General features: G+C 70.6%; 24 protein-coding genes and 2 tRNA genes. 13 read left to right on the forward strand and 13 right to left on the reverse strand.

What is annotated here, in order from left to right; genetic code table 11:
• Nucleotides 1-2,179: 2,179 nt before the first annotated feature.
• From rsmG to rpmH, 6 genes are all read right to left on the reverse strand, one after another.
• A complete protein-coding gene (rsmG, locus tag EDD32_RS06030; RefSeq protein ID WP_123915829.1) occupies nt 2,180-2,824 on the reverse strand; it encodes a 16S rRNA (guanine(527)-N(7))-methyltransferase RsmG in 645 nt (214 codons plus the stop codon).
• A 10-nt stretch (nt 2,825-2,834) separates the two neighbouring features.
• Entirely contained in the window at nt 2,835-3,368 is a 534-nt protein-coding gene (locus EDD32_RS06035) for a Jag family protein (protein ID WP_123915832.1), read from the reverse strand.
• A 61-nt stretch (nt 3,369-3,429) separates the two neighbouring features.
• Entirely contained in the window at nt 3,430-4,629 is a 1,200-nt protein-coding gene (gene yidC / locus EDD32_RS06040) for a membrane protein insertase YidC (protein ID WP_123915836.1), read from the reverse strand.
• Between the two features lie 13 nt (nt 4,630-4,642).
• Nucleotides 4,643-4,978 (reverse strand): membrane protein insertion efficiency factor YidD, encoded by a 336-nt coding sequence (yidD, locus tag EDD32_RS06045; protein ID WP_123920237.1) that lies wholly within the window; start codon nt 4,976-4,978, stop codon nt 4,643-4,645.
• Between the two features lie 68 nt (nt 4,979-5,046).
• A complete protein-coding gene (gene rnpA, locus EDD32_RS06050; RefSeq protein WP_123915839.1) occupies nt 5,047-5,439 on the reverse strand; it encodes a ribonuclease P protein component in 393 nt (130 codons plus the stop codon).
• A 7-nt stretch (nt 5,440-5,446) separates the two neighbouring features.
• Nucleotides 5,447-5,584, reverse strand: a complete 138-nt coding sequence (gene rpmH, locus EDD32_RS06055) for a 50S ribosomal protein L34 (RefSeq protein WP_096382907.1) — start codon at nt 5,582-5,584, stop codon at nt 5,447-5,449.
• Between the two features lie 384 nt (nt 5,585-5,968).
• Between rpmH and dnaA the strand changes: the two genes are divergently transcribed.
• The 11 genes from dnaA to EDD32_RS06105 all read left to right on the forward strand — a co-directional run bounded on the left by dnaA (nt 5,969) and on the right by EDD32_RS06105 (nt 18,014).
• Nucleotides 5,969-7,441 (forward strand): chromosomal replication initiator protein DnaA, encoded by a 1,473-nt coding sequence (gene dnaA, locus EDD32_RS06060; protein ID WP_246006003.1) that lies wholly within the window; start codon nt 5,969-5,971, stop codon nt 7,439-7,441.
• Nucleotides 7,442-7,867: 426 nt separating this feature from the next.
• A complete protein-coding gene (gene dnaN, locus EDD32_RS06065) occupies nt 7,868-8,998 on the forward strand; it encodes a DNA polymerase III subunit beta (RefSeq protein ID WP_123915846.1) in 1,131 nt (376 codons plus the stop codon).
• Nucleotides 8,998-9,921, forward strand: a complete 924-nt coding sequence (gene gnd / locus EDD32_RS06070) for a phosphogluconate dehydrogenase (NAD(+)-dependent, decarboxylating) (RefSeq protein WP_454777555.1) — start codon at nt 8,998-9,000, stop codon at nt 9,919-9,921. The genes dnaN and gnd overlap by 1 nt, the downstream gene beginning before the upstream one ends.
• A gap of 113 nt (nt 9,922-10,034) precedes the next feature.
• Complete coding sequence (gene recF, locus EDD32_RS06075; RefSeq protein WP_123915851.1) at nt 10,035-11,264, forward strand: DNA replication/repair protein RecF; 1,230 nt, start codon at nt 10,035-10,037, stop codon at nt 11,262-11,264.
• A complete protein-coding gene (locus EDD32_RS19410; protein ID WP_246006004.1) occupies nt 11,257-11,916 on the forward strand; it encodes a DciA family protein in 660 nt (219 codons plus the stop codon). Before recF ends, EDD32_RS19410 begins: the two co-directional genes overlap by 8 nt.
• A 274-nt stretch (nt 11,917-12,190) precedes the next feature.
• Nucleotides 12,191-14,212: a DNA topoisomerase (ATP-hydrolyzing) subunit B gene (gyrB, locus tag EDD32_RS06085; protein ID WP_246006253.1), complete on the forward strand. Its 2,022-nt coding sequence runs from the start codon at nt 12,191-12,193 to the stop codon at nt 14,210-14,212.
• A gap of 70 nt (nt 14,213-14,282) precedes the next feature.
• On the forward strand, nt 14,283-16,895 hold the full coding sequence (gyrA, locus tag EDD32_RS06090) for a DNA gyrase subunit A (RefSeq protein ID WP_123915854.1): 2,613 nt from the start codon (nt 14,283-14,285) through the stop codon (nt 16,893-16,895).
• A gap of 83 nt (nt 16,896-16,978) precedes the next feature.
• The gene (locus EDD32_RS06095; RefSeq protein ID WP_123915857.1) at nt 16,979-17,551 is read left to right on the forward strand and encodes a DUF3566 domain-containing protein; all 573 of its coding nucleotides are present in this window, start codon (nt 16,979-16,981) and stop codon (nt 17,549-17,551) included.
• A gap of 112 nt (nt 17,552-17,663) precedes the next feature.
• Nucleotides 17,664-17,740: transfer RNA gene (locus EDD32_RS06100), tRNA-Ile, on the forward strand.
• 35 nt (nt 17,741-17,775) lie between these two features.
• The gene (locus tag EDD32_RS18785; RefSeq protein WP_170175231.1) at nt 17,776-17,913 is read left to right on the forward strand and encodes a DLW-39 family protein; all 138 of its coding nucleotides are present in this window, start codon (nt 17,776-17,778) and stop codon (nt 17,911-17,913) included.
• Nucleotides 17,914-17,941: 28 nt separating this feature from the next.
• A tRNA-Ala gene (locus EDD32_RS06105) sits at nt 17,942-18,014 on the forward strand.
• 61 nt (nt 18,015-18,075) lie between these two features.
• On the opposite strand, the gene EDD32_RS19415 is transcribed toward EDD32_RS06105, so the two are convergent.
• The 4 genes from EDD32_RS19415 to EDD32_RS06125 all read right to left on the reverse strand — a co-directional run bounded on the left by EDD32_RS19415 (nt 18,076) and on the right by EDD32_RS06125 (nt 21,071).
• On the reverse strand, nt 18,076-18,396 hold the full coding sequence (locus EDD32_RS19415) for a GNAT family N-acetyltransferase (protein ID WP_246006005.1): 321 nt from the start codon (nt 18,394-18,396) through the stop codon (nt 18,076-18,078).
• Nucleotides 18,397-18,692: 296 nt separating this feature from the next.
• The gene (locus EDD32_RS06115; protein WP_123915861.1) at nt 18,693-19,319 is read right to left on the reverse strand and encodes a hypothetical protein; all 627 of its coding nucleotides are present in this window, start codon (nt 19,317-19,319) and stop codon (nt 18,693-18,695) included.
• On the reverse strand, nt 19,316-20,161 hold the full coding sequence (locus EDD32_RS06120) for an NAD-dependent epimerase/dehydratase family protein (protein ID WP_123915864.1): 846 nt from the start codon (nt 20,159-20,161) through the stop codon (nt 19,316-19,318). Before EDD32_RS06120 ends, EDD32_RS06115 begins: the two co-directional genes overlap by 4 nt.
• A gap of 79 nt (nt 20,162-20,240) precedes the next feature.
• Nucleotides 20,241-21,071, reverse strand: coding sequence for a hypothetical protein (locus EDD32_RS06125; protein ID WP_123915866.1), 831 nt, complete (start codon nt 21,069-21,071; stop codon nt 20,241-20,243).
• A 175-nt stretch (nt 21,072-21,246) separates the two neighbouring features.
• Here EDD32_RS06125 and EDD32_RS06130 point away from each other — a divergent pair, with 175 nt between their 5' ends.
• Nucleotides 21,247-21,768 carry a peptidylprolyl isomerase gene (locus tag EDD32_RS06130; RefSeq protein WP_123915869.1) on the forward strand — a complete coding sequence of 174 codons (522 nt, stop codon included), beginning with the start codon at nt 21,247-21,249 and terminating at the stop codon, nt 21,766-21,768.
• 25 nt (nt 21,769-21,793) lie between these two features.
• On the forward strand, nt 21,794-22,639 hold the full coding sequence (locus EDD32_RS06135; RefSeq protein WP_123915871.1) for a rhomboid family intramembrane serine protease: 846 nt from the start codon (nt 21,794-21,796) through the stop codon (nt 22,637-22,639).
• Nucleotides 22,640-23,366: 727 nt separating this feature from the next.
• On the opposite strand, the gene EDD32_RS06140 is transcribed toward EDD32_RS06135, so the two are convergent.
• The 3 genes from EDD32_RS06140 to EDD32_RS06145 all read right to left on the reverse strand — a co-directional run bounded on the left by EDD32_RS06140 (nt 23,367) and on the right by EDD32_RS06145 (nt 25,123).
• Nucleotides 23,367-24,251: an IS3 family transposase gene (locus EDD32_RS06140; protein WP_211338698.1), complete on the reverse strand. Its 885-nt coding sequence runs from the start codon at nt 24,249-24,251 to the stop codon at nt 23,367-23,369.
• Entirely contained in the window at nt 24,248-24,538 is a 291-nt protein-coding gene (locus tag EDD32_RS19095) for a transposase (protein WP_123914217.1), read from the reverse strand. Before EDD32_RS19095 ends, EDD32_RS06140 begins: the two co-directional genes overlap by 4 nt.
• Before the next feature lie 330 nt (nt 24,539-24,868).
• Nucleotides 24,869-25,123: a cell division protein CrgA gene (locus tag EDD32_RS06145; protein WP_123915874.1), complete on the reverse strand. Its 255-nt coding sequence runs from the start codon at nt 25,121-25,123 to the stop codon at nt 24,869-24,871.
• Nucleotides 25,124-25,186: the final 63 nt, after the last annotated feature.

Genomic DNA, 25,186 nt, shown 5'->3' on the forward strand with positions numbered 1-25,186 from the left:
TTCTGCCTACCCGGCAGCACTGCTGGCAGTTTCACGTGAAACAACGGCGGCTTGCTGGCACAACCTCCGGATCTAAGGATGTCGGTCCGCTGGTCCTGTGTGGTTCCAGGTAAAACCAAGACGAAGGGAGCCGGGAGTTGCCGGGGTCCATGGCCCAGAAGCCGGGCGTGCCAATCGGAGTTGCTCGGCGCACGCCGAATGATCGTCTACAAGCAGGGCAGAACTCACATCGCGAGGCCCATCGAATTCCACTTCGGAGCGCCAAGCACACCCTCCTTTGGAAATAGGCGAGCTGGAGAGGGGCCGGAAGGTACCAGCAGGGACCGGGAGGGAACGGAAGGGAACGGCAGGGAACGGCAGGGAACGGCAGGGAACGGCAGGGAACGGACCACGCTAAGCCGCAATGTGTGAAATCGGCCTGCCAACGACCGTCACAGTCACACCGGAGGTCCTCGCCGCAGTCGGACGGTGGAGCGAGAGGCCTTGAAGACACCGTTTCACGTGAAACGAGCGCATACCTGAAAGCCCCACCACCGTGCACATCCGGCGAGAGCGGGCGTTCCTAAAGAATCCGTACCGACCGCGCCGCGCACACTCGGTCCGGAGCTCGCCAGATTTGGAGACTCGCCACGACGTTGCCCCCCGCCGTCGTCTCTGTGTCACGGGGGTGCTGCGAAGGCCACGAGCCCCACGTTCCGCATCGCCGGTGCGCCGAACAGGGATATGTCGGCGATCGTCCACCGGCACGGTCCAGCTCCAGTTTCACGTGAAACGCCGGAGTTCTCCGACCCCTCGACTTCCCCCATCGAGGCACATGTGTGATCTCGCAGTCCCCGCGCCATGCTACGGCGCCCGACCAGAAGGGCGACCTGGGCACGCTCACCCAACTGGGCAACCATAGACGCGCCGGCGAGGATGAAGTTTGCCTGGAAGGTATCGTGAACGACGAAGCGACGTGACTCACCCGCGCGTGGCCGGCGAGGGGTCGGCGGGGGGTGAGGCGCTGCTTCGCTGGCACGAGTTCGCACGAGTTCACACGCAAGAGCCCACTCGTTGTGTCGGACGGGCTGACGACTCATACCGCGCAGCACACCAAACCCAACGACCCACACCTTTCGCGTGCCATGCGCCCGCCGGAGATTCCCGGCTCCCGCGCGCTCATAGCACCGTCGTTCCACGTGAAACCCCGTGCCTGTGCACGGGAGAATCGCATAGTTGATCATCGTGACAGCATCGACTTCCGGGGCTTCCCCGCCGCCCGCGCACGTCGCCCCGAAGCCGACGGTGAAGGAACCGGCCACGGCCGACAGTTTCACGTGAAACCCACAGTTTCTGTACGCATGCCACGGCGCGGGAAATACCACGACCCTCGGCGCGGGCTGCTCGAGCGAGGTGAGTTTCGCGACCATCTGGATGTGTACCTCCGACCGATCAGCCGCCCGCCTACCACGCGAGAGCGTTGTCGGTCACCAGGCGCGGGGCCGCCCTCCTGGTGCATCTACCAGCCGCGGGGACAGCATCGACGAAAGCCATCGAGAACCCGCCGCCGGCGGGGCTGAAACGAGGTCCGCCGGGCTTCACGTCAAACCACCCCCCGATCTCTGGCTCCCGGGCGGGGTGCCCCACGGCGAGGCCACGCGGCGCGTACCGCGATCATGACGGCGACACCACGACGCGACCGCTCAGCACGGACCCCGGCCGCATCGTCGGCACCTCGGAGTAGTTGCAGGACGTCGTCCACAAGGACCCAGGCCTCCGACTGCGTGGACATGTCGACGCCTCTGGTCTGCCGGCTCGGCGCGGTGTAACGATCGGGTGGCGGTGCGCCCGCTCGCAGGAACAGCGTCGCGGCCGCGGTGCACCTGCGGACGAACGCCGGGGACCGCCGCAGGCGAACCGACCAGCTATGGTCGGATCGATCGGGGAACTGCATCCTCCAGATCGGCTGCTACCAGCTCCGCGCGTCGACCGGCGTGCTCATCTTCGTGCCGCAGCGAGCCGCACCTGACTGACCCTCCCGCAGAACCGGCCTGCGACGGGGACCTGACCGAACACGACCCACCTGCCCTGACGCGCATTTCACATGAAACCGTGACGGGTAGGCCGGTCGAGCCGCCATTGGCTGTCCGATGCTGGCCTGAGGTTACCGCTCAGGGTCCGGGCTAAATGCGAATGATTCTCAACTACTCCTGGTGACCTGAACGATCCTCGCCGTCGCCTCGAGCGGCAGGCCGGTCACCGTCTCCACCCGTGTCGAGCTCGCGCCCAGCTTGCGCAGGACGTACCGCGCCTCGTGCAGCTCCTCCTCGGCGCGTCTGCCCTTGAGAGCGAGGAGCTCACCGCCTGGACGGACCAACGGCATCGCCCACCGCGCCAGCTTCTCCAGCGCGGCCACTGCACGTGCCGTCACCACGTCGAAGGTCTGCCGGCCGTGAAGCTCTTCCGCCCTGGCGTGATGGATCCTCACGTTGTCCAGGCCGACCTCCTCGGCCACGTCGTCCAGCCACGCGACCCGCCTCTCCATCGGCTCGACGAGGTGCACCGTGGTGTCCGGCCGCATGATCGCCAGCACGACGCCCGGGAACCCCGCTCCAGTGCCGATATCGGCCACCTCGGCGTCGCTCGGGACGAACGCCGAGACGGCGGCGGAGTTCAGCAGGTGCCGCGACCACAGTCTCGGCACCTCGCGCGGGCCGATGAGGCCCCGGAGCTCACCCTCGGCGACGAGCATCTGGGCGAAGTGCTCGATCGGCGCCCACGCGAGGCCGAAGAACGCCCTCAGCTCGTCGGTCGCTCCCTCGGCCTCCTCGACCTGTTCCGACATGCTCGGGAGCTCAGGCGGGACGGATGACGACGTACCGGTTCGGTTCGACGCCCTCCGAGTCGCTGACCAGGCCGGCGGCGGCAACGACGTCGTGGATGACCTTCCGCTCGAACGGGTTCATCGCGGGCAGGGACACCCTCTCGCCCGACGCCCGCACCCGGGCCACCGCGTCGTTGCCGACGGCCGTGAGCTCGGCCTTGCGGGCCTTGCGGTACCCGGCGATGTCGAGCATGAGGCGGCTCCGCTCGCCGGTCTTGGCCTGCACGGCCAGACGGGTCAGCTCCTGCAGCGCGTCGAGCACCTCGCCGTCGTCACCCACGAGGCGCTTGAGCCACCGGCCGCCGTCCTCCTCGGAGACGATGTCGACCGCCGCCCGCCCGTGGTCCACGTCGATGTCGATGTCGCCGTCGAGATCGGCGATGTCGAGAAGCTCCTCGAGGTAGTCCGCGGCGACCTCACCCTCGTCCTCGAGCCGCTTGATCGTCTCGGGCGCTGCGCCCCGCTGCGGGGTCACCTTCTCGTCCTCGCTCACGCTGGTCCTCATCTCGGTTGCGGGTCCGTCGTCGCGGACCGGGATCTGGGAAGTCGGGCCGTCGGGCGGCGCGCTACTTCTTCCTGCCGGGGTTGTGCCCCTTCTTGGCCTGGGCCTGGCGCTTGGCGGCCGCGGCGCGGCGCTGGGCGGCGCGCTCCTCGTACCGCTTCTGCGCGCGCTCGGCCGCGGTGAGTCCGTCCTTGCCCCGGACCTCTCCGTCGTCCTCGGGCGGCGCAGCCGTCTCGCTCTCCTGCTCCTCGGCCGCGGCCTCCTCGGCCCCGCCGCTCCCGGGCACCGCAGCGGCGGCACCGGCCGGCCCGGTCCTCTTCGCCCGGTCCTTGCGCTTGGGCTGGACGCGCTGGCCCGGCGTCGGCTCCGGCTCGACCGTGGTCGCGGACTCCTCCTCCGGCGGGAGGCCCTTCTTCGCGCGCTTGCGTGCCTTGCGCTCCTCCAGGGCCTTGTACGCCTCCGAGCCCGGTGCCGGCTGGCGCCGGATCGTGTAGTACTGCTGGCCCATCGACCACAGGTTCGACACGGTCCAGTAGATGAGGACACCGATCGGGAAGTTCACGCCGGAGAAGGCGAAGACCAGCGGCAGGATGTACAGCAGGAGCTTCTGCTGCCGAGCCATCGGGTTGCTCGGGTCCAGCGCCGACGCCGGCATGTTCTTCATCGTCAGCTGCTTCTGCGTGATGAAGGTCGTCGCGGACATGGCGATGATGAGCAGCACCGTGACGATCTTGACCGTGGTGAGGTCCGACGACAGGAACGTCTCCGAGATGGGCGCGCCCAGCAGCATCGAGCTCTCCGCCTGAGCGGCGAGCTCGAGCGAGAGCGGACCGATGGGGTCCATCTCCCCCCGCGAGATGGGCCCGAGACTGTTGAGCACCCGGAAGAGCGCGAAGAAGATGGGCATCTGCAGCAGCAGCGGCAGGCACGAGGAGAACGGGTTGGTCCCGTGCTTCCGGTAGAGCGCCATCATCTCTTCCTGCATCTTCTGGCGCGACGCAGGGTCGGTCTTGTTCTTGTACTTCTTCTGCAGGGCCTGCATCTCGGGCTGGACGATCTGCAGCCCGCGAGACGCCTTGATCTGCTTGAAGAACAGGGGGATGAGCAGGACCCGGATGACGATCGTCAGACCGACGATGGACAGGATCCAGGCCCACCCCGAACCGCCCGCCATCCCCAGGAGCACGAGCAGGTCGTGCACCCGGACCATGATCCACGCGACCGCGTACATGATCGGGGACAGGATGGTGTCGAAAAAGCCCATGGTGCCTGTGCTCCTAGTGGTCCTTCGGCGCGGCGGACCGCGCCCCCCGTGTGTCTGGTCCGAGGGTACGTGGTTTTCCTGCCTCCGACGGCCCGCGGCCACCGTCTCCCGCCGCCCGGTCGTTGCGCCACCGGCCCCGTGGCGGGACGTGGTCCACCCCGCCGAGGGTCCACGGGTTGCAGCGCAGCACCCGCCAGGCGCCGAGGACGCTGCCCTTGAGCGCACCGTGGCGCCGCAGCGCCGTCACTGCGTAGGCCGAGCACGAGGGGTAGTAGCGGCACGAGGGCGGCAGCCACGGCGAGACGACGGCCTGGTAGCCACGCACGATCGCGATGACGAGCCAGGTCAACGGGTTCCGCGGCTTCTCCTCGGGCAGCTCCTCACCGGCCGGGTGGTCGTGACGGCGGTCGGCCGCGCTCACGGGGTCCCCCCACCCCGACGGCGCTGCTTGCGCCGCGCCGAGCCGAACGCGATGTCGAGGTCCCGGGCGAGCTCGGCGCTCGTGGCCGACGCCGAGGGGGGCAGTGCCCGGACGACCAGGCGGCTGCCCGGCTGGAGCTCCGCCGACCGGTCCCTCAGTAGCGCGCGCAGGCGCCGCTTCACCCGGTTGCGCTCGACCGCACCTCCGACGGCTTTGGGCACGACAAAGCCGACGAGCGCCGCACCCGTGGTGCGGGCGCCCGTCGGCCCGTTGTCGGTGTCACCCTCGCTCAGGTGCAGGACGAGGAGGCTGGTGCCACCGCGCACACCTCTGCGCACCGCGTCGGAGAAGTCCTCCGCTCGACGCATCCGGTGCCGGGGCGGCAGCACCGAGAGCTCAGGCGGAGAGCTCGGAACGCCCCTTGCGGCGACGTGCCGCGAGGATCGCGCGCCCGGCGCGGGTCCGCATGCGCAGACGGAAGCCGTGCACCTTGGCCCGGCGCCGGTTGTTCGGCTGGAAAGTCCGCTTGCTCACGGCAGTACTCCAAAACGGTCGGTGTAGATCAACAAGGGCCCCGCCACGTCCTGGCAGTGCTCGGTGGCCCGTCCCGACCTCCGACGTACCCTCGTGAGGGCACACGCCAGCGACGGTCAGGACGACCAACCCACGGTACGTGAGCACGTCCGGCACGGTCAATCCGGCCCGGGCGCCACATGCGTCACACCCGTCCTCCCCACCCCTGCCCACAGCTGTGGATCCAGCACCCGTCCGCGGGGGGTGCTGAACCGGTCGGCCTCCGGGCGAAACGTCGAGCCTGCGCCGGGAGGTTCTACCCACACTCTGTGGATAAGTATGTGGACGACGTGCGGACGTGCCACACTCGTCGTCTGCCCGACCACCGCGCCAAGGGGACCCTCGTTGCCTGAGACACAACCGATCACGGAGAGCTGGACCCAGGCCGTCGAGCTCCTCAGCTCCCGGGGCGAGATCGGGGGCGCCCAGCTGGCGTTCGTCCGGATGACCCGCCCGCTGGGCGTCATCGACGGGACGATCCTGCTCGCGGTCCCCTCCGACTTCGCCAAGGACTTCCTCGAGACTCGCGCACGGGAGCCGATCACCGACGCCCTCGCCGAGGTCATCGGCGGGACGGTGCGGTTCGCCGTCACCGTCGACCCCACGCTCGAGGAGACCCCGCTCGAGCCGGCGGGCCCGGTCCTGCCCACCGCGGAGGCCCCCCGGACGGCGCCCTCGGCGCGCACACCTGCCCGGGTGCCGTTCGACGACCGACCCCTCCCGCCGCCGGTGCGTTCGGTGGCCGACCGGGGCAGCTCCACGGAGGACCACTCCGTCGACTCCTCCCGGCTCAACCCCAAGTACACCTTCGAGACCTTCGTCACCGGATCGTCCAACCGTTTCGCGCACGCCGCGGCGACCGCCGTCGCCGAGGCTCCTGCCAAGGCCTACAACCCGCTGTTCATCTACGGCGGGTCGGGTCTGGGCAAGACGCACCTCCTCCACGCGATCGGGCACTACGCCCGCAACCTCTACCCGGGCATCCGGGTGCGGTACGTGAACTCCGAGGAGTTCACGAATGACTTCATCAACTCCATCCGGGACGACAAGGCGGAGAACTTCCAGCGCCGGTACCGCAACGTCGACGTCCTCCTCATCGACGACATCCAGTTCCTCGGCGGCAAGGAGCAGACCGTCGAGGAGTTCTTCCACACGTTCAACACCCTTCACAACGACAACCGTCAGGTGGTCATCACCTCCGACGTCCCGCCCAAGCAGCTCAACGGCTTCGAGGACCGGCTCCGCTCCCGGTTCGAGTGGGGGCTGCTCACCGACGTCCAGCCGCCGGACCTCGAGACCCGCATCGCCATCCTGCGCAAGAAGGCGGTCGCCGAGCACCTCCAGGCGAGCGACGAGGTCCTGGAGTACATCGCCTCGCGGATCTCCACCAACATCCGCGAGCTCGAGGGCGCCCTCATCCGGGTCACGGCCTTCGCCAACCTCAACCGTCAGCCGGTCGACCTCTCCCTCGCCGAGATGGTCCTCAAGGACCTCATCACGGACCCGGAGGGCGAGGACATCACGCCGGCGCTCATCATGGGCCAGACGGCGAACTACTTCTCGGTCTCGATCGAGGCGCTGTGCTCGGCCGACCGTTCCCGGGTGCTCGTCAACGCCCGCCAGATCGCCATGTACCTGTGCCGTGAGCTCACCGACCTCTCGCTGCCGAAGATCGGCCAGCTCTTCGGCGGGCGGGACCACACCACGGTGATGCACGCCAACCGCAAGATCCGTGAGCAGATGGCGGAGAAGCGCTCGACCTTCAACCAGGTCACGGAGCTCACGAACCGGATCAAGCAGAAGGCCCGCGGGAACTGACGCCCCAGCCTCTTGGCCCTTGCCCGGACTCCGCGTCACCTGTATAGGAGATTCACAGATGTGCACAACTCTGTGGACAGCGGTGGAGAACCCCCCGCCGACCGGTGGACGACGACACCCCGACCGGTGGACGCGGTCTGGGGACGCTCCGACGATCCACTGCCGGCGGCCTCGACCCACAGACGCGCACACCACGTCGCTCACAGCCCCGTCCGGCACGTGACCTGCGACGACATGACCTTTCCACAGTCTCCACAGGTGCTACGACGATGATGACACCTAGATGATGGGATGGCTGTTGACAACCAACGAGGCACGGACGGGGACCCGCCCACCGAGTACTACACGCCGGTTGTTCGCCTCGCGTAGGGTTGCCCTGCGCCGCGTGCACCCTGCGGCTCGGTCATCGAGAGAAGGTCATCCATCGTGAAGTTCCGGGTCGAACGTGACGTCCTGACCGAGGCTGTGACCTGGACGGCGCGCTCACTGCCGACGCGCCCCCCGGTGCCGGTCCTCGCCGGCGTCCGCCTCGAGGCCACCGCCGACGGCACGCTGACCCTGTCGAGCTTCGACTACGAGGTCTCGGCCCGCTCCGAGGTGCCCGCGGAGGTGGACAGCGCGGGCGTGGTCCTGGTCTCCGGCCGGCTCCTCGCGGACATCTGCAAGTCGCTGCCCGCCAAGCCGGTCGACGTCGACCTCGACGGCACGAAGGTGATCCTCACGTGCGGCGCGTCGCGCTTCACGCTCCTGACGATGCCGGTCGACGACTACCCGGCGCTGCCCGCGATGCCCGACACCACCGGCAGCATCGACGCCGGCGTCCTCACCGAGGCCGTCGCCCAGGTGACCACGGCCGCCAGCCGCGACGAGACCTTGCCGCTGCTCACCGGGGTCCGGGTGGAGATCGAGGGTGAGAAGCTCACACTGCTCGCCACCGACCGCTACCGCCTCGCGATGCGCGAGCTCTCGTGGCACCCGAAGTCACCTGCGATCTCCTCGGTGGCGCTCGTGCGGGCCCGCACGCTCTCCGACGTCGCGAAGTCCATGACCAGCGCGGGCTCGGTCGACGTGGCGCTCGCCGACGACGGTCCCGCGGCTCTCATCGGCTTCGAGGCCGGCGGCCGGCGCACCACGTCCCTGCTCGTGGAGGGCGACTACCCGCCGGTGCGTCGGCTCTTCCCCGACTCCACGACGACCCATGCCGTGGTGAGCACCCACGCCCTCATCGAGGCCGCCCGCCGCGTCAGCCTCGTGGCCGAGCGCAACACCCCCATCCGGCTGAGCTTCTCCGAGGGCCAGGTCGTGCTCGAGGCGGGGCAGGGTGACGACGCGCAGGCGTCGGAGGCCCTCGAGGCCGCCCTCACGGGCGAGCCCATCACCACCGCCTTCAACCCCCACTACCTGCTCGACGGGCTGGGGGCGCTCACCACGCCGTTCGTGCGGATGTCCTTCACCCACCCGAGCAAGCCGGCCGTGATGACCGGTCAGGGTTCGCTCGAGGGCGATGACGACCCCGCCTTCCGGTACCTGCTCATGCCGATCCGGTTCGCCGGCTGATGGGGGACGCCATGCACATCGGGATGGTCGGCCTGGGCCGGATGGGCGGCAACATGGCCGAGCGGCTGCGGTCGGCCGGGATCGAGGTCACCGGCTACGACGTCAACCCGGCGACCTCCGAGGTGACCTCGCTCGCCGAGCTGGTCGCGGCGCTCCCGGCGCCGCGCCGCGTGGTGTGGGTCATGGTCCCGGCCGGAGCGCCCACCGAGGACGCGCTGCACGAGCTCGCGGGCCTGCTGGACGAGGGCGACGTCGTCGTCGAGGGCGGCAACTCCCACTTCGAGGCCGACCGCACCAACGCCGCCGCCTTCGCCGAGCGCGGCGTCGGGTACGTCGACGTCGGCGTCTCGGGTGGCATCTGGGGCCGCGACAACGGCTACGGCCTCATGGCCGGCGGGGCGGCGGAGGACATCGCCCTGCTCATGCCGGTCTTCGACGCGCTGCGCCCGGACGGTCCGCGCGAGGAGGGCTTCGTCCACGCCGGGCCGGTCGGCGCCGGGCACTACGCCAAGATGGTCCACAACGGCATCGAGTACGGCCTCATGCAGGCCTACGCCGAGGGCTACCAGCTCCTCGAGGCCCGCGACGACCTCATCACCGACGTCGGAGCGGTGTTCGCCGCCTGGCAGCGCGGCACCGTGGTGCGCTCCTGGCTCCTCGACCTCATGGTCAACGCCGTCAAGGACGACCCGGGCCTGGACGACATCTCCGGCTGGGTGGACGACTCGGGTGAGGGCCGGTGGACCATCCTCGAGGCCATCGAGAACGCCGTGCCGGTTCCCGTGATCTCCGCGGCGCTGTTCGCCAGGTTCTCCTCCCGGCAGCCCAACTCGCCGGCGATGCGCGCCGTCGCGGCGCTGCGTCAGCAGTTCGGTGGGCACGCCACCCGCCCCGCCGCCGGGGACTCCGCGGCCGACGAGTAGCACCGGCCGGACGGCGACGGGCGCGGTCCCGTTCCCGGCCCGGGCCCGGCACGCGTGATACTGGGACGCGCCGGCCGCTGGGGTCGGCGGCGGTGGCGCGGAGGAGGGCACGGGTGTACGTCTCCGACCTGGCCCTCAACGACTTCCGGTCCTACCGGGAGGTCGTCCTCGCGCTCGATCCGGGCGTGAGCGCGTTCGTCGGCCGCAACGGCCAGGGCAAGACGAACCTCGTCGAGGCGGTCGCCTACCTCTCGACGTTCTCCAGCCACCGGGTCGCCGCGGACGCCGCCCTCGTGCGCCAGGGCGCCCCGGGGGCGGTGGTGCGGGCCAAGGTGGTCCACGGCGACCGGCCCACGCTCGTCGAGCTCGAGATCGTGGCCGGCAAGGCCAACCGCGCCCGGCTCAACCGCTCGCCCGCGCGCACCCGGGACGTCCTGGGCGTGGTGCGCACCGTCCTCTTCGCGCCCGAGGACCTCGAGCTCGTCAAGGGCGACCCGGCCCAGCGCCGACGGTTCCTCGACGAGCTCATGGTGCTCCTGACCCCGCGCCTGGCCGGGGTGCGCGCGGAGTACGAGAAGGTCCTGCGCCAGCGCGGCGCCCTGCTCAAGTCGGCCGGAGCGGCCCGGCGCCGGGGGTCGCGCCCGGACCTGAGCACCCTCGACGTCTGGGACGGCCAGCTCGCCGCCGCCGGGGCGCGGATCGTCGCCGCGCGCGCCGCCCTCGTGGCCACGTTGCGCGGGCCCGTGGCGGCCGCCTACGACGAGGTGAGCGCCGGTCAGGGCACCGCCCGGATCGACTACCGCGCCAGCATCGACGTCGCGGACGACCTGCCCGCGCCGGATGCGTCCGCGCTGGCCGGGGAGACCACCGACGCAGCGGCCGCCCGCGCCGCCGCGGAGGAGCAGGAGCTGGCGCTCACCGACGTCGCCGCGGTCACGGAACGGCTCCTCGACGCGATGGGCCGGCTGCGCGAGCGAGAGCTCGAGCGGGGTGTGTGCCTGGTCGGGCCGCACCGCGACGACCTCATCCTCTCCCTGGGCACCCTGCCGGCCAAGGGGTTCGCCAGCCACGGCGAGTCGTGGTCCTACGCCCTCGCGCTGCGCCTGGCCTCCTACGAGGTGCTGCGCGACGACGACGGCGCACCCTGGGACGGCGACGGCGAGCCCGTGCTCATCCTCGACGACGTCTTCGCCGAGCTGGACTCGCGCCGTCGTGAGCGCCTGGCCACCATGGTGGCCGGCGCACGTCAGGTCCTCATCACCGCCGCCGTGCCCGAGGACGTCCCCGCGGTGCTCGCGGGCGTGCGGTACGAGGTTGCCGAGGGGAGGGTCGAGCGTGGTTGAGCGGCCCGCGGGCGCCGCCACGGACGGTGCCGGGGACGACGCGGGCCTCGGCGAGGACCCCGACGCCGCTGCTCGCGTCGCCCTCAACCGGGCTCGCGACGTCGCCCGCGGGAAGGGTCTCTACCGCGCCCCGCGGCGCCGGCGCGACGGCCGCGCCGAGGAGCCGGCGCCGGCCGGGGCCGACGGCGGGGGCGCCGGGGCAGGTGGGACGGCCGGCAGCACCGGGACGGGCACCGGCACGGGGTGGCGCCGCGGGCCGGGACTCGGCGACGGCATCTCCGGCCCGGGACCGTCCAGGCGCGACCCGCAGCCGCTCGGGGGCCTGACCGAGCTGGTGGTCACCCAGCACGGGTGGCGCCGGTCGATGAGCGTGGGCGGGGTCGTGGGGCGCTGGCGCGAGGTGGTCGGCGACCAGCTCGCCGACCACTGCCAGGTCGAGACCTTCGACGGTGGCGAGCTGGTGGTCCGGGCGAGCTCGACCGCGTGGGCCACCCAGATCCGGCTCCTCCTGCCCCAGCTGGAGCGCCGGCTCGCCGAGGAGGTGGGCGAGGGCACCGTGACCGCGATCGTCGTCCTCGGCCCCGGCGGGCCGAGCTGGAAGCACGGGCGCCGGGCGGTGCGCGGGCGCGGTCCGCGGGACACCTACGGCTGAGCACGCCGACGGCCCTCGAGGGACCTGCCGCCCCACCCCCACCTGTGGAAAAAACCTGTGGATATTCGCGGTTTTCGGCTCAGGCACGGTAGAATTCGATGACCCGTCCGACCGGCGCGCCCGCGCGCCCGAGGGGTCGGACCCGGCCCTTCCCACAGGCTGGCGACGGCTGCGGCGGGCCGCCCTGCCCGCTACCCGAGGAGAGCCCGCGACCGTGGCTGACCACAGTGCTGACGCCGAGACGACCACCGACGTGAAGGCGTCAGGCCAGGGCATCGCGAACGCCGGGGCCGTACCGACGAGCCAGGAGTACGGCGCGGGGAACATCACCGTCCTCGAGGGCCTCGAGGCGGTGCGCAAGCGCCCGGGCATGTACATCGGCTCCACCGGTGAGCGGGGTCTGCACCACCTCGTCTACGAGGTCGTCGACAACTCCGTCGACGAGGCCCTCGCGGGCTACTGCGACCACATCCAGGTCACCCTGCTCGCCGACGGCGGTGTGCGCGTCGTCGACAACGGCCGCGGCATCCCGGTCGACATGCACCCCACCGAGGGCCGCCCCGCCGTCGAGGTGGTCCTCACCGTCCTGCACGCCGGCGGCAAGTTCGGCGGCGGCGGCTACGCCGTCTCCGGCGGTTTGCACGGCGTGGGCGTCTCCGTGGTCAACGCCCTCTCCCGCCGCCTCCAGGTCGAGGTCCGCCGGCAGGGCTTCACGTGGCGGATGGGCTTCGTCGACGGCGTGCCCACCGGCGACCTCGTCAAGGGCGAACCCACCGACGAGACCGGCACCACGGTCACGTTCTGGGCCAGCGAGAACATCTTCGAGACCACCGACTACAGCTTCGAGACCCTCCGCGCGCGGTTCCAGCAGATGACCTTCCTCAACAAGGGCCTGCGGATCACCCTCACCGACGAGCGGTCCGGCGTCACCGACGCCGGCGACGAGATCACCGGCGACGCCGGCGGCACCGACGACGACGCCCGCACCGGGCACCGCGAGGTCTCCTACCTCTACGAGAACGGGCTGCGCGACTACGTCCACCACCTCAACGCGACCAAGAAGGTCGAGCTGGTCCACCCCGAGATCATCTCCCTCGAGGCCGAGGACACCGAGCGCCGGATCTCGGTGGAGATCGCCATGCAGTGGACCTCGGGCTACTCCGAGGCGGTGCACACCTACGCCAACACGATCAACACCACCGAGGGCGGTACGCACGAGGAGGGCTTCCGGGCGGCCCTGACGACGCTGATGAACAAGTACGCCCGCGACAAGGGCCTGCTCAAGGAGAAGGACGACAACCTCACCGGCGAGGACATCCGCGAGGGCCTGACGGCGGTCATCTCCGTCAAGCTGGGTGAGCCGCAGTTCGAGGGCCAGACCAAGACCAAGCTCGGCAACACCGAGGCCCGCACGTTCGTCCAGAGCCAGATGTACGCCCACCTCGGGGACTGGCTCGGCTCCCACCCGAACGAGGCCAAGGACATCTTCCGCAAGTCCCAGCAGGCTGCCGCGGCGCGGATGGCCGCCCGGAAGGCCCGTGAGGCCACCCGCCGCAAGGGCCTGCTGGAGTCGGCGTCCATGCCCGGCAAGCTCAAGGACTGCTCGAGCCGCGACGCCCGCCTCTCGGAGATCTTCCTCGTCGAGGGCGACTCGGCCGGCGGGTCCGCCGTCCAGGGCCGCGACCCCGAGCACCAGGCGATCCTGCCTCTGCGCGGGAAGATCCTCAACGTCGAGAAGGCGCGGTTGGAGCGGGCCCTGGGCAACCAGGAGATCCAGGCGCTCATCACCGCCTTCGGCACCGGCATCGGCGAGGAGTTCGACGTCACCAAGCTGCGGTACTACAAGATCGTGCTCATGGCCGACGCCGACGTCGACGGCCAGCACATCTCCACGCTGCTGCTCACGCTGCTGTTCCGCTACATGCGGCCCCTCGTCGAGGGCGGGCACGTCTACCTCGCCCAGCCACCGCTGTACCGGCTGAAGTGGACCAACGCCGCCCACCAGTACGTCTACACCGACCGGGAGAAGGACGCCCTCCTGGCCGAGGGCGCCCGGGCGGGACGCCGGCTGCCCAAGGACGGCGGCATCCAGCGGTACAAGGGTCTGGGCGAGATGAACGACCAGGAGCTGTGGGACACCACGATGAACCCGGACACGCGCACGCTGCGCCAGGTGACCATCGAGGACGCCGCGGCCGCGGACGAGATGTTCTCGATCCTCATGGGCGAGGACGTCGAGTCCCGCCGCAGCTTCATCCAGCGCAACGCCCACGACGTGCGCTTCCTGGACATCTGAGCCAGCACCCCCGTCCGGGACGGCCGGCCCGCGCCGTCGCCCCGGTGAACTACCGACGAGAAGGACAGACGTGACCCAGCCACCCGAGGACACCACCCCGGCCGACGACGGCGTCGTCATCCGCGACCGGATCGAGCAGGTCGACCTCCAGCTGGAGATGCAGCGCTCCTACCTCGACTACGCGATGAGCGTCATCGTGGGACGGGCCCTGCCGGACGTTCGGGACGGCCTCAAGCCCGTGCACCGGCGGGTGCTGTACGCGATGTACGACGGCGGCTACCGGCCCGACTCCTCGTTCTCGAAGTGCTCCCGCGTCGTCGGCGAGGTCATGGGGCAGTACCACCCCCACGGCGACACCTCGATCTACGACGCGCTGGTCCGTCTCGTCCAGCCGTGGTCGATGCGCTACCCGCTGGTGGCGGGCCAGGGCAACTTCGGCTCCGCCGGCGACCTGGGTGCCGCCGCCCCGCGGTACACCGAGTGCAAGATGGCGCCCCTGGCGTTGGAGATGGTCCGGGACATCGACGCCGAGACGGTCGACTTCCAGGACAACTACGACGGCCGCAACCAGGAGCCCGTCGTCCTGCCCGCCCGGTTCCCGAACCTGCTCGTCAACGGCTCCGAGGGCATCGCGGTCGGCATGGCCACCCGCATCCCGCCCCACAACCTGCGCGAGGTGGCCGACGGCGTCCGGTGGTTCCTCGAGCACCCGGAGGCCTCGAAGGAGGAGCTCCTCGGCGAGCTCATGCTGCGCATCAAGGGCCCGGACTTCCCCACCGGGGCGCTGGTCCTGGGCCGGCGCGGCATCGAGGACATGTACCGCACCGGCCGCGGGTCCATCACCCAGCGGGCCGTCGTCGAGGTCGAGGAGCTCCAGGGCCGGCAGTGCCTCGTCGTGACCGAGCTGCCCTACCAGGTCAACCCGGACCGGCTCTCCCAGAAGATCGTCGACGGCGTCAAGGACGGCCGCATCACCGGCGTCGCGGACATCCGCGACGAGTCCTCCGGCCGCGCCGGCCAGCGGCTGGTCATCGTGCTCAAGCGCGACGCCGTCGCCAAGGTCGTGCTCAACAACCTCTACAAGCACACCCAGCTGCAGGACAACTTCCCGGCCAACATGCTGGCCCTGGTCGACGGCGTCCCGCGCACCCTGAGCCTGGACGGCTTCGTCCGGCACTGGGTCCACCACCAGATCGACGTCGTCGTCCGGCGCACCCGGTTCCTGCTGCGCAAGGCCGAGGAGCGCATCCACATCCTGCGCGGCCTGCTCAAGGCCCTCGACGCGCTCGACGAGGTCATCGCCCTCATCCGCCGCTCGCCCACCGTGGACGAGGCCAGGGCGGGGCTCGTCGAGCTGCTCGAGATCGACGAGGTCCAGGCCGAGGCCATCCTCACCATGCAGCTGCGCCGCCTCGCGGCCCTCGAGCGGCAGAAGATCCTCGACCAGCACGCGGAGGAGGAGGCCAAGATCATCAGCTTCAAGATCATCCTCGCCTCCCCCGAGCGCCAGCGCGAGATCGTCGGCGAGGAGCTGGCCACCGTCGTCGAGCGCTACGGCGACGACCGGCGCACCACGATCCTGCCGTTCGACGGCGAGATGAGCATCGAGGACCTCATCCCCGAGGAGGACGTGGTCGTCACGATCACCCGCGGCGGCTACGCCAAGCGCACCCGGGTGGACAACTACCGTTCCCAGCGCCGTGGTGGGAAGGGTGTGCGGGGGGCGCAGCTGCGCGAGGACGACATCGTCGACCACTTCGGCGTCACGACGACGCACCACTGGCTGCTCTTCTTCACCAACCTCGGCCGGGTATACCGGGCCAAGGGCTACGAGCTGCCCGAGGGCGGCCGCGACGCCAAGGGCCAGCACGTGGCCAACCTCCTGGCGTTCCAGCCGGGCGAGACGATCGCCCAGGTGATCTCGCTGCGCGACTACGACCAGGCGGAGTACCTCGTCCTGGCCACCCAGCGCGGCCTGGTGAAGAAGACCCGGCTGTCGGAGTACAACACCAACCGCACCGGCGGGGTCATCGGCATCAACCTGCGCGAGGACGCCGAGGGCAACCCCGACCGCGTCGTCGCCGCGCGCCTGGTCGACCACGACGACGACCTCGTCCTCGTCTCCCGCAAGGGCCAGTCGATCCGGTTCACCGCCACCGACGAGGCGCTGCGGCCCATGGGCCGCGCCACCTCGGGCGTGACGGGGATGAAGTTCCGCGGGGACGACGAGCTCCTGGCGATGGACGTCGTCCGTGACGACTCCGAGGTCTTCGTCGTCACCGAGGGCGGGTTCGCCAAGCGCACCGCGGTGGGGCAGTACCGGCTCCAGGGCCGCGGCGGGCTCGGCATCAAGGTCGCCAACCTCGTCGAGGAGCGCGGCGACCTCGTCGGCGCGCTCATCACCGACCCTGACGACGAGGTCCTCGTCATCATGGCCAGCGGCAAGGTGGTGCGCTCGGCCGTCGCCGAGGTCAACCTCACCGGTCGCAACACCCAGGGCGTGACCTTCGCCCGGCCCGACAAGGGCGACCGCATCATCGCCGTGGCCCGGAACGTCGAGCAGAAGGTGGCCCAGGACGCCCACCTGCTCTCCGGCGCGACCGCGGAGAGCCCCGCGGAGGTCGGCGAGGGTGACGGGGTAGTCTCTGACGAGCCCACCGCCGGCACTGGAGGAGACGCATGAGCAGCAGCACGTCCGGCCGCGGCCCAGGCACGCCCCCGCCGCCACCCCCCTCGGACGTGAGGGGCGAGGCGAGGACGTCGACGATGCGGCGCAGCCTGGCCGAGCGCCTCGGGGGGGCAGCCGAGGGCTCCTCCGCCGTTCCTGCCACCGAGCGCGTCACCACCCGCCCGGGCACGTCGGCTCCGTCGGCCGGCTCGGCACCGGCCGCGCCGTCCCGCCCGGGCCCCGCGCCGTCGGCCGCCTCGCCGTCCGCGGCCCGTGCGCCGCGCCCGGCGGCCTCGCGACCGGCCGCGCCGGGCCCGCGCCGCGTGCGTCTGTCCGTCTCGCGGGTGGACCCGTGGTCGGCGATGAAGCTGTCGTTCCTGCTCTCCGTCGCGCTCGGCGTCATGATCGTCGTCGCCGCCGCCGTGGTCTGGTTCGTGCTGGACTCCATGCGTGTCTTCTCCGACGTCGAGGAGCTCCTGGTCTCCATCGGGTCGGAGAACTTCCTCCAGCTCATGGACTACCTCGAGTTCGACCGGGTGATGTCGTTCGCGACCATCGTCGGCGTCGTCGACATCCTCCTGCTGACGGCGCTGGGCACGATCGGGGCGTTCCTGTACAACATCGTCGCGGCGCTGGTCGGGGGCCTGCACATGACCCTCACCGACGACTGAGTGAGACTGCTCACGGGGGGCTTCCCAGGTTTTGGCCGGTCCCCGGCTCTGGGATAGAGTTGCCCGGCGCGCACAGCGCAGCTCCCCGCAGGCCCCTGGCTCGATGGGGCGCGGGCCTATAGCTCAGTCGGTTAGAGCGCTTCCCTGATAAGGAAGAGGTCGCTGGTTCGAGTCCAGCTAGGCCCACCACCCCGGTCACGGGGACGCACCGCCCGGAGGTCATCGTGAAGAGGAAGCTCCTGATCGCGCTCGGCGCCGTCGCCGGCTACCTGGCCTGGCTCAAGGTCCAGCAGGACCGCGAGGAGCGGGACCTGTGGGCCGAGGTCACCGACAGCTTCGGCGAGGAGCCGCCCGCTCGCTAGCACCACCCGCGCCGGTGACGGCGCACCAGGGGCCATGGCGCAATTGGTAGCGCACCTGCTTTGCAAGCAGGGGGTTAGGGGTTCGAGTCCCCTTGGCTCCACCGCAGGCACCAGCCCCGGTTCGTGCACGGGCGGGGACCTGGCAAGGTCACCTGTGCAGGGTCAGAGCCGGCGCGTGGTGAACAAGGTGGAGCCGTGGACCGCGTCCCGCTCCGTGCGGCCGGTCTCGACCGACCCGACCTTGGCCAGCACGCGACGCGACGCGGCGTTCCAGTCCCGGACCGCGGCCCACAGACGTCGGAACCCGGACGACCTCGCCCAGTCCAGGACGGCCGTCGAGGCCTCCGTGGCGTAACCGTGACCCCAGACCCGGCGGAGCAGCTCGAAGGCCAGCTCCGGCTCGTCGTCGGCTCCGCGCCCGTTGGCCACCAGCCCGCAGTAGCCGATGACGTCGCCGGCTGACCTCCGCTCGACCGCGAGCACGCCGGTCGTCGACGGTGGTTGGCGCGCGTCCAGTCCTCAAGCTCGCCGAGCGTGGGGCGTCCGTTCGCATCGATCCGGCGGTGCGGCGGCACCCGCGGGCCACGTTCGGTCCAGAGCTGACGATGGACGGCGGCCTCGGTGACCCGCCAGGGCCGGAGAAGCAGGCGATCGGTCTCGACCTTGGACCTCACCGTCCGGACGCGCTCCACCTGCCATGTCAGCACCTTGTCACCGGTGAGCGGTGGCGACACCGCCGGTCCTGCCGGTCGAGGCTCGGCCGGACGCGACAGCCGGCCTCAGGCGAGCGCCGGACGGGCCGTGTGCCGGGGCAGCAGCCCCCACCGGCCCAGCTCGAGATCCGCCAGGGCCGCGGTGACCGCAGCGTCACCCTCGCGCCAGGACCGCAACGGGTCCGGACCTACGGCACGCAGGCGTTCCGGGGGCTGGTGGGCGAGCGCGCGTAGGGCCAGCAGGTCGGCGCCGCCCGGTGACTCGGCGAGGAGCCGCACGCTGCCGGTGCGACGGGCGTAGTGCAGGCGCAGGCCCGCCCACGGCACGACGACGGCGAGCACCGGGACGAGGGCCGCGAGCAGCGCGAGCACCACGGCGAGCGTCCCGACGAGGTCGACGACGCCGTCGCCGGCCTGGCGCAGCTGCTCGCCGGTGGCGGCGACCCGGTCGAAGGGGTCCTGCAGGCGCGAGCCGACCACGGGCACCCCGGCGGCGGTTGCCCCGGCGTCGGTCATGCCCGACTCGATCGTCGTCCCGACGTCGGCCAGGCGTCGGCCCGGAGCGGTCGCGGCCATGACGGCACCATGCACGGCCCGCGCGAGCAGCACCCACACCACCGTCCACGCCACGACGCCGAGGTCGCCGGCCACCTGCAGCGCGCGGCGGAGGGGCTGTTCGGCGTAGAACGTCATGACCCGTCGCGCCAGGAGTGCACCGGGTCGTAGCCGAGCACGCGCCTCGCCTTGGCGATGGAGAGCAGGGTGTCGTGCTCGCCGATCTCACCGCGCACGGGCACGCCGGGGAACTCGGCGGCGAGCAGCTCGGCGTTGGGCCGGGACATCACGGTGTCCGGAGAGGCGATGACGAAGACGTCGTGCCCCACCGCGTCGTGCTCGAGGGCGCGCAGGACCGCCCGGGCGCCGTCGCGGGCGTCGATGTACCCCCACAGGTTCCACCGGCGGACGGCGGGATCGGCGTCGAAGCCGGGGAAGGCCGCGTAGTCCTCCGGGTCCATGACGTTGGAGAAGCGCAGCGACACGATCTTCAGGGTCGGGTCCCAGCGCGTCAGCTCGCGCGCCATCGTCTCCTCGAGGTGCTTGACGAGGGAGTAGGTGCTCTCGGGGCGGGCCGGGTACTCCTCGTCGACCGGCACGTACGGCGGCGGGACGTCGAACGGCAGCCCGAGGACGGTCTCGGACGAGGCGTGGACGACGTTGGTGATCCCCAGCCGGCGCACCGCCTGGAAGACGTTGTAGGTGGCGAGCATGTTGTTGTGGAACGTCGCGACGTCGCTGCGCAGCCCGGGCGCCGGGATGGCGCCGAGGTGGACGACGGCGTCGACGCCGTCGTGCTGGTCGTCCACGCCCGAGAGCGCGTCGAGCACCTGCCCGTAGTCGGTGAGGTCGACCCGCACGGAGCCCGCACCCCGCTCCCCGGCGACGTCGAGATTGACGACGCTGTGGCCTGCCTCGGCCAGCGTGGTGACGACGGTCCTGCCCAGCTTCCCGGAGCCCCCGGTGACGGCGATACGCATACCGCCATCCTGCCGCGCCGGCCCGGGACGCGCGAGGGCCCCGGCGGCGCGCTGCCGACCGGGGGCCCTCGGACGGGCCTCAGAGCTCGCCGAGCTTGCGGCCCTCCGCGTCGTCGGTGCTCGTCTCGTCGGCCTTCTTCTCCGCGGCGTCGGCCGCGTCCTGCACCGCGTCCGAGCCCTTGTCGGCGGCGTTCTTCGCCTTGCCGCCCGCAGCCTCGGCGGCCTTCTTGGCCGCGTCCCCGGCCTTCTTGGCCGCGGCGCTCGCCTTCTCGACCACGCTCGCGGCGGCCGCTGCTGCGCCGGACGTCGAGGCGGTGCTGCCGGCGGTGGCGCTCGAGCCGGGGGTGGCGACCGTGGTGTCGTCCCAGTACTCCTCCGCCCACGGGTCGTCGATGGGCTGGCTGCGGCGCCAGAGCAGGTAGCCGGTTCCGGCGGCCGCGGTGCCCACGAGCACCCAGCCGAGGGTCTTGACCACGCCGTGGCTCTTCTTCGGCGGCTGCGACAGCGCCTTGCGGGCGGCCTCACCGGCGACGGCAGCCTTCGCGCTGAGGCCGTCGGTCTTCCCGGCGGCCTCCGCGGCGTCGTGCATCGCCTTCGAGACCCGCGGCAGGTAGTCGTCGACGATGCGCTCGTAGGCGTTGTCGACGGCGGGGCGCACCTTCTCGGTGGCGGCCTCGACCTTGGGGGCGGCGACCTTGACCGTGTCACGCCACGCCTTCTCGGCCTTGGGACCGGCCCAGGCGCCGGCGGCCTCGACGCGCGGGCCCGCCCAGTCCTTGCCGTGCTCGGCGAGAAGCTTCGCCTGCTTGCTCGCCAGGTGGGCCTGCTCGCTGACGACGGCAGCGAGCTCGGCCGCCTGCTTGCGGATCCGCTCGGCTTCGATCTCAGCGGTCTTGACCTTGCGCGACATGTGCTCTCCCCTACTTGTCGTCCGTGCAACGGCGCGCGGCGTACGCCCGCGCCCTCTGCAGATCCATCTTGCCCCCAATCGGTCCAACGCGCCCGCGCTTGGCAGGTTCCCCCTCGGTCGACCTCGGCCCACCGCTCGCGCGCGACCTGTGGGCGGTGCGTGCGAGGATCGACCCATGGAAGCGACTCTGCACACCTCCGCCGGCGACATCGTCGTCGAGCTCTACCCCAACCACGCGCCCAAGACGGTCGCCAACTTCACCGAGCTGGCCACCGGGAAGCGCACGTGGACCGACCCGTCGACCGGTGAGGAGACCGACCGTCCCCTCTACGACGGGGTGGTCTTCCACCGCGTCATCCCCAACTTCATGATCCAGGGCGGCGACCCGCTGGGGAACGGCACGGGCGGTCCCGGCTACACGTTCGACGACGAGATCCACCCCGAGCTGAGCTTCACCGAGCCCTACATCCTGGCGATGGCCAACGCGGGCAAGCGCGGCGGCCGCGGCACCAACGGCTCGCAGTTCTTCATCACCACCGCGGCCACCACCTGGTTGCAGGGCAAGCACACGATCTTCGGCAAGGTCGTCGACCAGGCGTCGCGCGCCGTCGTCGACAAGATCGGTGCCACCCCCACCGGCGCGATGGACCGGCCCGTCGAGGACATCGTCATCACCTCCGTCACCGTCTCCGAGTAAGTCCCTCGACGAGCGTGATGCACGGATGAGCCACGACCCCGGGCAGACCGGCACCGAGGTGCCGGTCTGCCCTCGTCACCCCGACGTCGTCGCGTACGTGAGATGCCAGCGCTGCGGACGACCCACCTGCCCGCAGTGCCAGCGGCCCGCCCCCGTAGGGATCCAGTGCGTCGACTGCGTCGCTGAGGCGCGGCGCAACGCCCCGGTCGTCCGCACGGTCCTCGGTGGTCGCGCGCGCGGCGACAAGCCGGTCATCACCGTGACGGTGATCGGCCTGAGCGTCCTGGCGTACCTTTTGCAGATGGTGCTCGGTGGAGCGCTGACCTCCCGGCTGGTGTTCGCGCCGTCGATCGGCTGGGTGGAACCCCACCGGTTCCTCACCTCGGCATTCCTCCACGGCGGTGCCCTGCACCTCGCGGTGAACATGTACGCCCTGTGGATCGTGGGGTCCGTGCTCGAACCGGCGCTGGGTCGATGGCGCTACATCGCCCTCTACCTGCTCTCGGCGATCGGCGGCTCGGTCGCCGTGCTCGTCCTGGCCGACCCCGAGGGCATCTCGTGGATCACCCAGGTCGTCGGCGCGTCCGGGGCGGTCTTCGGGCTGTTCTCGGCCATCTTCCTCGTGATGCGCCGGCTGGGGCGCGACGCCACCCAGATCCTCGTCCTCATCGGGGTGAACTTCGCCCTCGGGTTCTTCATCAGCTCGATCTCCTGGCAGGCGCACCTGGGCGGCGCCGTCATCGGAGCGATCCTCGCCGCGGCCTACGTCTACGCACCCAAGGACCGGCGGACCCTCGTGAGCGTGCTCGCCACGGTGGGGGTCGCGGTCGTCCTGCTCGTCGCTGCGTACCTGAAGTACACGGTGGCCTGACCGGCGGTTCACGGAAGATCCGGCCCTTGGGGATGACCCGGTCTTGGATGATTCGGCCCTGGGGAAGATCCGGCGGCCGAGCGCCGTCGTTGTCGCCCCGTAGGTTGCCCCACGCGAGGCGGTTGCGCCGGTGCGCCGGTGTGCCGGTGTGCCGGGCCGTGCTGCCGCCCTCGGCTCGAGCAGGTCCGGGCGGATTCGGTTGTCCGGGGAGGTTGTGGCGGTGTGGGGATGGTTCGGCGGCTCTGCGCCGTCGTTCTCACCCCGTAGGTTGCCCCAGCGCGAGGCGGTTGTGCCGCTGTGTCGTCCGTCGTCCGGCTCCGCCGTCGTCCGGCCCAGCTTTCGTGAGTCGATGCCGGCGTTGGCCAACCCCCGGCACGGTTCTGCCGGTCCGGCCCGGCGCGAGTGCGTGCCGCCGCGTCCACTGCCGCTGTGGACGGCACATAGCGGTGCGGTTGACCTCTGGGCGCACATCAGAGGCGCTGCTCCATCCGAGCAAACGCTTCCAAGGCCGGCTCAGGGCGACCGCGCGGACCAGATGGTCGCCGCTGGATCGCTGCCCGGCCGTCCGCGCCCGGGCGGGCGCGTCCGTCCACAGGACCACACAAACTACATGCCTGTAGTTCTCCACAGGTATGCGCACAGATGTGGATGACAACCGTGTAACTATCCACACCTGAGTGCACATCGGTGGATAGTGGAGTGTTCCCGAAAAAGTGGACTCGGGGAATTACGCCGCGAGTTCGTTGATGTGTCGTAATCCTAGTTCATACTCTGCTGGTGTCAAATACCCGAGGGTGGAGTGGCGTCGGGCGCGGTTGTAGTACTCCTCGATCCAGGTGAACGTGGCCTTCTTCAGGTCAGTGATGGCCGGCCAGGGGCGGGTGTGGATAAGTTCCTTCTTGTAGGTCGCGAAGAATGATTCCGCGACGGCATTGTCATAGCAGATACCGGTCCGGCCCAGCGAGCGGCGGACATGGTGACGCCGGCAGAATTTGTCGAAATCCTTGGACGTGTATTGCGTGCCGCGGTCGCTGTGAAAGATCACCCCCTTGGGTGGGCGGCGGTGAGCGATGGCCATCTCCAGGGCATCGGTGACCAGCTCGGTGCGCATGTGGTCCGCGAGGGCCCAGCCGATGACCATGCGCGAGTGCAAGTCGATGACGGTGGCCAGGTAGGCCCACCCGTCCCAGGTGCGCACGTAGGTGATGTCCCCGCACCAGCGGGTGTTCGGCTCGGCGGCGGTGAAATCCCGGCCGATCAGGTCCGGGGCGCCCACGGGGTTCTCGCCGGGCACCGTGGTGCGCTTCCAGGCCTTGGGATGGCGGCCCTTCAGGCCCGCGGCGCGCATCAGCCGCCAGACCCGCTTGTGGGAGACCTTGTGGCCGGCGGCCGCCAGGTGGGCGCGCAGGCGCCGCACCCCCGGCCGGCCGTTGAGGTGGTCGTAGTGGTGCTTGATCAACTCGATCAGCTCGGCGTCGGCGACCTCACGGGCCGAGGGGGCCTTGCCGCGCCACTTGTAGTACCCCGAGGTCGACACCCCGAGCTGGTCGCACATGAACGACACCGGGAACGCATTCGAGTCAGCCCAGTCCGCGATCGCAGCAAACTTCACCGCTGGTCTTTCGCGAACCAGGTCGCCACTTTTTTTGCGAACTCCGCCTCCATGCGCAGCCGCTTGTTCTCCTCGCGCAGGCGCTCGAGCTCGGCCCGCTCGTCCTCGTTCAACGGACGCTCGGGCTCTTTCCCCTCGTCCCGGGCCTTCTTCACCCATTTCCCCAATGTCATCTCATGGACGCCGATGCTCCGCGCCACCTCGGCGATCGCTCGGCCATCATTCAGGACCAAACTAACAGCGTTGGCCTTGTACTCCGGGGTAAAGCTGCGACGGGTTGATCCCACGGTCGACTCCCTTCGTTCAGGGAACTCGCGTTACGGACCCCACTGTCCACTTAACCGGGAACGGTCCAATAGTTACACGCCTGTGAGTTTCCCCCAGGTGGGGACAAGGCTGTGGACAGACTGGGCACGGGGTTGGGGAACCACAAGGCCAGGCTGGGGATAAGTGGACGCTGACTGTGGAGATCCCTCGGCCACAGCGCACGGTGGCACCGCCGGCCCGGCCAGCAGTGCCCCAGGGGCTGCGCGGGAACGACGACGGGCCCCGACCGTGTGGTCGGGGCCCGCTCAACTGCCGGGCGCGCCAGGTGCCGGCGCAGGCTCGGCGCCGTCTCAGCGCCAGCGCATCGTCATGAAGAACCCAGTGATCATCACGCCGAAACCGATGGCCAGGTTCCAGTTCCCCAGACCCGGGACGGGCAGGTTGCCCTGCGTGAGGTACGTCAGGACGACCGAGACGAGGCCGAGGACCATCAGCGCCACCATCGTCGGGGCCCACCAGTGCGGGCTCGGGCGGGGGCCGGCGGGCGGCGTGGGGGTGCTGCCCACGGTGTGGCCGGACTTCTTGCGCTTCCTCGACTCGGGCACTGCTCGTCTCCTCACGGCCCCGCACGGGGCACCACTGTCATGCCGGGTGCCCCGGCCGCTTCC

The sequence above is a fragment of the Georgenia muralis genome, from assembly GCF_003814705.1.
GTDB lineage: Bacteria > Actinomycetota > Actinomycetes > Actinomycetales > Actinomycetaceae > Georgenia > Georgenia muralis.